Consider the following 7780-nt stretch of genomic DNA (forward strand, 5'->3'; position numbering starts at 1 on the left):
CGATAGAGACCTTGGCAGGGCGAAGCATTTGGACAGAAAGATCTTGAATTTGAGTTATGAATTGTCGCCCAAATGCTTCGCCCCTACACAATATATATTTCGTTTTTTTTGTCAATTTATTCTACTGGACTGGCGCTCTAGGGATTAGGGGAAGAAGGGGCTATAATGAAGGGTTTAGTGGAATTAAGAAGCTCTTAACTGACTTTCATCGGTTGCTCTAATTTGTAAGGGAAGCGATCGCACTTTATCCCTCTCTGCTATAATATCCGTTTTTCACATACTCTTTGACGATCGGTTGAACCGCGAACAGCGTTTCGTTGTTCTGTTCCTGTTTTTCCACGAGCGATCGCCTTCCCAAAGATTGTATCGCATTAAACAACTCTGATGGCGATAATTGTATATCTTCTAGCAATCGGGAAATTGAAACAGGCTTCATTTCATTGGCGACGCGAAAAATCACCTCTTTTTCTAACTCAGACAAGCGATTAAATTGCTGATGCAATATAAATTTCAAATCTTCGTTCAAAATAAGAGTATCGTATTCTAAAAATTTTGTTACCCTGCCCATAAACAATTCTTGAATCATTGTAGCGACTATCTTTAACCATAAAGGATTACCTCGATAGGTGTTAATCAGGCTTTCCCATTTGTCCTGCTCAAATAAACCTTTTTGTCTGAATATTTCGCACGCCGCTACACCCAAACCTTCCAGATGCAACGATCGCACGGGTGCGTTTTCATCTCTTAAGGCGGCAATTTCCCTTGGTGGTTCCCAACTGTTCAACACCAAGCAACTGTGATGCGGAAATTCTCCCACAAGTCTGAATAGTGTGCCATAATCTTCGTATTCTGGACGATAATTGCCTGCTAATTGTCCGCTGCTGAGAATCGTTTGTACGTCATCGAATATTATCAAACAGCGGTGATTTCGTAAATAATCTATGAGATGCGATCGCTGTTCGTCAAGACTAACTGGTAACTCAATTTCATTTTGGTTAGACAGAACTTGAATTAAGTTTTTTTGAATTGCTTGCAGGGATGGATAAAAGCGAAGACTTCGCCAAATTACATACTCAAATTTATCCTGAATTTGTTTGACTAACTGCAAAGCGAGAGCGGTTTTGCCTATTCCGCTTATTCCCAAGAGTGCGACTAAGCGACAGCGTTCTTCGACTATCCATTTTTCCAGTTTAGTCAGTTCTTCTGTGCGTCCGTAGAAGGCGGTGATATCCGGCGCTTCATCTACAGAAACGCGGTTTCTTGCAGAAACCGGGTTTCTAGTTTGGTGCGATCGATCTTGCGCGGAGTCTTTTGATTGCAAGTTCTCTCCACAGAAATTGACATTATTAATTTGTACAAAATCTTTTGTGAAATTTAATATATTAGAGAATTGCCACCTCTCTAGTGTGGCTCGAAAATTTGATTTATTAAGTTCTTCTCCTAATACATCCGAAACCATCTTCCATAATTCACAAGCAACATCCCTGACGTGACCTTCACTACAGTGGAAATCTTCTGCTATTTTTGAATATTTGTGACCCTGCCAAACCCCCCGCAAAATAGCCTGTTCCAGATCGTCTAAGTGTTTTCCCGTCTTGTTAAATACTATCTCATCAGCGAATTTTAACACTTCCTTAACGTCCATAAGTCGGATAGATGCCGGGGTTTTGGTTATTATATCCCACAATGCGTATTGTAATCCGACAATTTCCGACAATTTCCGATTTGTTCCGATATAGCTAGACGATCGCAAATTGCCTAATTCCCTACAAAATCCGGCATTTTCCGACAGACAAACTTAGTTGCTTGTGGAAAAATTATATAAATCATTATTCAACATAATCCTTAAAACTTGAAATCAAATGAAGACAAAATCTTTAGCATTAGCAGGATTCGGAATATTTACTTCCGTCACATTGGGAGTTATCCCAGCACAAATAGCTTTAGGTCAATCACAGGCAGATTATTACCGTTCCCTATGTGAAAAAGCTCCCGTCAATTCCTTCGCAGCAATGCTAATTAGTCGTGGGGGAGTTGACTGTACAAGATATGGAATGTCTCCTCAAATGAATCAAGCTATTCAGGCCGAACAGAGCAGAAACAATGCAATGCTTAATTGTGCTGCTTATGGAGGAAATTGGCGTAACGACTTAGGAATGTGTATGCCGAAAACACAATATGAATGCGATCGGCGGCAAGGAGTGTATTGGAATACTCAATACAACGAGTGTTTCCCAACAAAGCAATAGCTCTCATTTTATCCGAACCTTAGTTTAGGTTGATTGTCTTTTACTTTGGAGAGGCGCTCGGTTTTTCACATCATAACCAAGATCGATCGCCTCTTTCTCATTTTCCAGAAAAAATTATGAATTTTCCTACCCTGCCAACTTTACACACTCTAGCAGCGGTGGAAAAATTCGTGACCTATCGCTAGATACAAGTATAAAAACGACATCATTAGACGATTTTTCTCGCAGGTATTCGTAAAGAATTGCAAATGCTTTAGTAGTCAAGTAGTGTGCATTTTTTAAAACTACTACTCTAGATTGAGTTGCTGCTTCAACTTCAGGCAATAGTTGCTGAATATCGTCTGCACGATCACGGGATGAAGCGTCAAACTCTATCAATTCTTGACATAAAATTGATTGCATACTAACCTCCATTATTATTTAATTCAATATCAGTATCAGGATCTAAATCAGTATCAACTCGCTCCCACGTACAGAAGTTTTAGGCAAAGGGAATTCTTCTAAATAGAGTGCTGTTGCTTCTTTGAGATTGACGATCGCTTCTGCAATCGTTTCTCCTTGGCTAGCAGTCCCTACTTCAGGACATTCTGCAACATATACATCTTCTTCCCAATAAACAATTGCGGTGAAAGTGCGAGACATTTTTTTGACAATGTTGGTTATATTTTAACTTTTTTATTATAGGTTAACATATTCCCGTCAAGCTGACTTAATACAATAGACATCTCCAAAAATTCTTGTAGGGTAGGCATCCTGCCTCTTTCATTCTTTTGGAGGAGAGGTCTAATAGACATCTCCAAAAATTCTTGTGGGGTAGGCATCCTGCCTCTTTCATTCTTTTGGAGGAGAGGTCTAATAGACATCTCCAAAAATTCTTGTGGGGTAGGCATCCTGCCTGCCTTTAAGATTCTTTTGGAGGAGATGTCTAATTGGAGCTTGCAAATTTATGGTGAAAAATGTTCGTTCTGTTAGAGTTGAGTGGGATGGTGGGTTACGGCACGGAAACTAAATGATCGATCGAAAGTGTGGAAATTATCGCCCGTGCCTAACCCACCCTACGATTAGATAAGTTTCTATTATCACTAAGCTTCTGGATCGATTCCCAAAGCTCGTAACTGTGCAGCTAATCGATCGGCACGTTGCCTTTCTTGTTCAGCGCGTTGTCTTTCTTCTTCAGCTTGTTGTTGTGCTAATTCTTTCTCCTGCCGTTCCAATTCGGCTCTTTCGCTACCAGCTAACAACAAATTACCATTAGCATCCCACCAACGCAGCCAGGGTAATTCCAAATTTTGATATCTTCCCTGCCAAATTCCTAACTCAACTCCCAAAGGAGGGATGGGAAATCTGCCTCGCTCATTTGCAGTTACTAAATAATATTTACCTGCCAGAAGTTGATAAACTTCCACTCTGGCTTGCCTGACTTCATAAATGCCATAAAAAGGCGGACGGATCACCTGCTCGTAAATCCAAAATTTTCCCGTTATGCGGGTTGGATCTCGTTCTTCGGAACCATCACCTGAGACAAATTCCAGTACGATCGAAGGTGCAATGTACTCTTGCCAAAGAACGTAAGAACGCCGTACTTGACCGTCTAAAGTAGGCGGCACATTCGGCACGTAAAACCAATCAGGTGCTTCAGCGCCTCTTTCCGGTGGGTCGGTCAAACGCCAGTAAATTCCGCAATCTTGACCTATACAATACTGACCGTCTGGATGCAACTGTTGCAATACAGGCGCGATCGAATCAGTTAGCAAAATACTCTGGGGATGCTCCTGAAAATTTTTCACAAATGTACCGTCAGACTCTGGTAACTGCGTGTGGTCCGGTAGACTTACGCCAAGATTCGGCGATGCGGTAATAATAGAAGTCATACCTATACCTCTGGTTCAACACCTAACGATCGTAACTGAGCTGCTAAGCGATCGGCACGTTCCTCTGCTGTTAGCAAAAGATTGCCTTGTGCATCCCACCAACGCAACCAGGGAAATTCCACATTCTGATACTGACCCTGCCAAATTCCTATTTCTACTCCCAGCGGTTCAATAGGATAATGACCTCGATCGTTAATTGGTATTAACTGATAGCGTCCGTTAAATAATTGATATACTTCCACTCTTCCACGCGACCCTTCATAAATGCCATAAAACGGGACACGAATTGCTCTTTCATATACCCAAAACTTACCTTCATAAGGAGTTCTGTCTCTTTCTTCCGAACCATCTCCAGAGACAAATTCCAACACAATTAGCGGCGCGACGATTTCTTGCCATAAAACATAAGAACGGCGATATCTTCCGTTTAACATTGGAGGCACATCTGGCACGTAAAACCAATCCGGTGCTTCTGCTCCTCTTTCTGGCGGTTCTGTTATGCGCCAATAAATTCCACAATCTTGACCGATGGTGTATTGTCCATCGGGGTGACGTTGCTGCAAGACAGGTGTAATCGAGCTAGTTAGTAGAATGCTTTGGGGATGCTCCTGAAAATTTTTCACAAATGTACCATCCGATTCTGGTAACTGAGTGTGATCTGGTAAAGAAGTAGGCAGTTCTTCTATCGATCTAGCTATTTCGGTCATGCTGACCTCCTGCTAAGAGAAAATTGGTAATTGGTGAATATCATCACCAATTACCATGATAACTTCTGCAATTAAGCTTTTGGCTTATAAGTCGATCGCACTTGCAATTCCTTCAACTGTTTCTCATCCACACCAGATGGCGCACCTGTGAGCAAACACCGCGCTTGTTGCGTCTTCGGAAATGCCATTACATCCCGAATCGATTCCTCACCAGCTAACAGCATCACCCATCGATCTAAACCGTAGGCAATCCCACCATGCGGCGGCGTACCATATTCAAATGCCTCTAATAAAAAGCCAAATTTATTCCGCGCTTCTTCTTGAGACAAACCGATAGTTTCAAACACTTGTTCCTGAACTTCGCGCTGATAAATCCGCCGACTGCCACCGCCAAGTTCTACACCGTTAAATACCAAGTCGTAAGCTTGCGCTCTAGCTGTTTTGAGGTCGTGCAAATCGTCGGGATGAGGTGCGGTGAATGGGTGATGCAGCGCTTCTAAACGCTTTTCTTCGGCATTCCATTCAAACATGGGGAAATCTGTTACCCAAAGCAAGTTAATTTTGTTTTGGTCAATCAATCCCAATTGTTGTGCAATTACTTGGCGCAATCTATCGAGGGTTTTATTGACAACTGGTATCGCATCGGCTGCAAATAACAACAGATGTCCGGGTTTGGCACCAGTACGAGTCAGTAATTCCTGCTTTTGTGCTTCCGTCAGGTTATCTTTAATCGCGCCAATTGTATCGATTTCGCCATGATCGCGCACGCGGATATAAGCCAAACCTTTTGCACCAGCTTCGGCGGCTTCTTTAAATAAGTCGCCACCCGGTTTGATCCGCACGTTGGAAATCGCATCATTGCCGCCGGGAATGGGTAATACTTTAACTATGCCTCCAGATGCAACAGCACCTGAAAACACTTTGAATCCAGAATCTTTAAACAGATCGGAAACATTCACCAATTCTAAGTCGTAGCGCGTGTCGGGTTTATCGCATCCGTAACGTTCCATCGCTTCGGCGTAAGTCAGACGCGGGAAAGGTCGAGGTAACTCAATTCCTTTCACTTTTTGGAAGACATGACAAACTAATTCTTCATTGAGATTGAGGATTTCTTCAACAGACATGAAACTCATTTCCATATCTAATTGAGTGAATTCTGGTTGTCTGTCGGCGCGTAAGTCTTCATCCCGGAAACAACGGGCAATCTGATAGTAGCGATCGAATCCAGAAACCATCAATAACTGCTTGAATAATTGCGGCGATTGTGGTAATGCAAACCATTCACCGGGATTGACGCGGCTGGGGACGAGATAATCCCGTGCGCCTTCTGGTGTGGCGCGAGTGAGGATGGGAGTTTCAATTTCGATGAAGTTTTTCTCGTCTTCTAGGAAGCGACGGATTGCTTTGACGACGTTGTGGCGGAGTTGCAGATTTGCGGTCATGCGATCGCGTCGCAAATCCAAATATCGATATTTCAGTCGCAACTCTTCCCGTACCGTCTCCATTTCTGTGGTGGAAACTTGGAAAGGTAATTGCTTGTGTACCTGATTGAGCAATTCAATCTCCAAAGCGTAAATTTCAATCTCGCCAGTAGGCAATTTGGGATTGAGAGATTCTTGTGGGCGTGGTGTTACTCGACCGACGATTTTGACTACATATTCATTACGTAGTTTGTCAGCTTGTTCGTAGGAGCTTGGGGTGCGCTGAGGGTCGCTGACAATTTGGACAATGCCGGTGCGATCGCGCAAATCCAAGAAAATCACGCCCCCGTGATCGCGGCGACGGTCTACCCAACCGCAAAGGGTGACAGTCTCTCCCACATGGGAGCTTCGGATTTGGCCGCAATAATGGGTTCGCATAGCTGTTAATTCAGAATTCTGGCACAAAGTATGGACGATCGAAAGATGCTGTCTAAAAGTCTAAGAGCCTGGATCGAGGTGAGTCCTCAAGTCTCCCGACAAATTAGAAAACTTCCCCATTATGCAGCATTAAGTACCCTTACTTGACATCCTCCCACCACTAATTCGGAGTAACGAATATAGTGGCGGGAGTATGTCAATTGTTATCGGACTTTGAGATATAAGCCATCAAAGCGTTCCAGGCAGATTTAGCAGCATCTGCCAAACGCACACCAATAGATTCCATTTCGCTAACAATTACCTGCCAGTTCTTTTCAGCTTGCTTCTGAATTTCCTGAACTGCTTGCTCAATTCGCTCCTTTTCGATCGACTGATTTTGTTCGACGGCTTCTCTTGCTTGACGCACAGCCTTGAGATAATTTTCGCGGGTAACGTCGCCAGCAGATTGAATCTGTGCTTGAGCGCGAGTTTTAATCGCATCAATTAGCAGCCAATTTCTCTCAGCTTCTTGCTGAACTAGGCGAACTGCTTCGTCAATTCTCTCCTTGGCGATCGCCTGATTTTCTGCAAGCGATTCCTGTGTTTGACGCACAGCATTCATGTAAGCTTCCTGAGTAAGTTCACCAGCCGCCTGGATTTCTAATTGCACCCGCTTTTTAATGGCTTCAAATAAGGCTGCCGTTTCGTTAATTACCTCTTCAGTAGCGTTGGGCATTTCCTTTTTTACCAGGTCTGTTGTTTCGGGATTGACTTGTACAATCTCAGTTGTCTCGGATTTAACTTCTACAATTGCCGATTCTGTATTCACAGTGGGTTCGGTCATTTTTTTCTCCTAATTTGTTGTGAGTTGTGAGTTGTCAGTTGTCAGTTGTCAGTTGTTAGTTGTGAGTTGTGAGTTGTGAGTTGTCAGTTGTCAGTTGTCAGTTGTCAGTTGTTAGTTATCAGTGCAACAGCCTGACGGGGCGACAACTATAGCTCAAAGGTAGACTGGATAAGCATTTTGGCGCGATGACCTCGTTGATAATAAGGTAATTTATGAGGACTTAAAGACATTAATTTAGCAGTTTGTTCACTAAATAAATCTAGAGATTCCA

8 protein-coding genes are annotated in these 7780 nt (G+C 43.0%); 1 reads left to right on the forward strand and 7 read right to left on the reverse strand.

The window, feature by feature from the left end:
* Positions 1-244 precede the first annotated feature (244 nt).
* Complete coding sequence (locus tag ACE1CD_RS37650) at positions 245-1645, reverse strand: NB-ARC domain-containing protein (RefSeq protein ID WP_374827999.1); 1401 nt, start codon at positions 1643-1645, stop codon at positions 245-247.
* 217 nt (positions 1646-1862) lie between these two features.
* Here ACE1CD_RS37650 and ACE1CD_RS37655 point away from each other — a divergent pair, with 217 nt between their 5' ends.
* The gene (locus ACE1CD_RS37655) at positions 1863-2249 is read left to right on the forward strand and encodes a hypothetical protein (RefSeq protein WP_374828001.1); all 387 of its coding nucleotides are present in this window, start codon (positions 1863-1865) and stop codon (positions 2247-2249) included.
* Positions 2250-2375: 126 nt separating this feature from the next.
* Here the strand turns inward: ACE1CD_RS37655 and ACE1CD_RS37660 are convergent, their stop codons facing one another.
* The 6 genes from ACE1CD_RS37660 to ACE1CD_RS37685 all read right to left on the reverse strand — a co-directional run bounded on the left by ACE1CD_RS37660 (position 2376) and on the right by ACE1CD_RS37685 (position 7509).
* Positions 2376-2651, reverse strand: coding sequence for a hypothetical protein (locus ACE1CD_RS37660; RefSeq protein ID WP_374792563.1), 276 nt, complete (start codon positions 2649-2651; stop codon positions 2376-2378).
* Positions 2652-2693: 42 nt separating this feature from the next.
* Entirely contained in the window at positions 2694-2891 is a 198-nt protein-coding gene (locus ACE1CD_RS37665) for a type II toxin-antitoxin system HicB family antitoxin (protein WP_374792561.1), read from the reverse strand.
* Positions 2892-3331: 440 nt separating this feature from the next.
* Positions 3332-4120 (reverse strand): Uma2 family endonuclease, encoded by a 789-nt coding sequence (locus ACE1CD_RS37670; RefSeq protein ID WP_374828003.1) that lies wholly within the window; start codon positions 4118-4120, stop codon positions 3332-3334.
* A gap of 2 nt (positions 4121-4122) precedes the next feature.
* Positions 4123-4827 carry a Uma2 family endonuclease gene (locus tag ACE1CD_RS37675; RefSeq protein WP_374828005.1) on the reverse strand — a complete coding sequence of 235 codons (705 nt, stop codon included), beginning with the start codon at positions 4825-4827 and terminating at the stop codon, positions 4123-4125.
* Positions 4828-4898: 71 nt separating this feature from the next.
* Positions 4899-6686: an aspartate--tRNA ligase gene (gene aspS / locus ACE1CD_RS37680; RefSeq protein ID WP_374792554.1), complete on the reverse strand. Its 1788-nt coding sequence runs from the start codon at positions 6684-6686 to the stop codon at positions 4899-4901.
* Positions 6687-6882: 196 nt separating this feature from the next.
* Positions 6883-7509, reverse strand: a complete 627-nt coding sequence (locus ACE1CD_RS37685) for a hypothetical protein (RefSeq protein ID WP_374828006.1) — start codon at positions 7507-7509, stop codon at positions 6883-6885.
* Positions 7510-7780: the final 271 nt, after the last annotated feature.

It is taken from the genome of Aerosakkonema sp. BLCC-F183 (genome assembly GCF_041929145.1).
Taxonomy (GTDB): domain Bacteria; phylum Cyanobacteriota; class Cyanobacteriia; order Cyanobacteriales; family Aerosakkonemataceae; genus Aerosakkonema.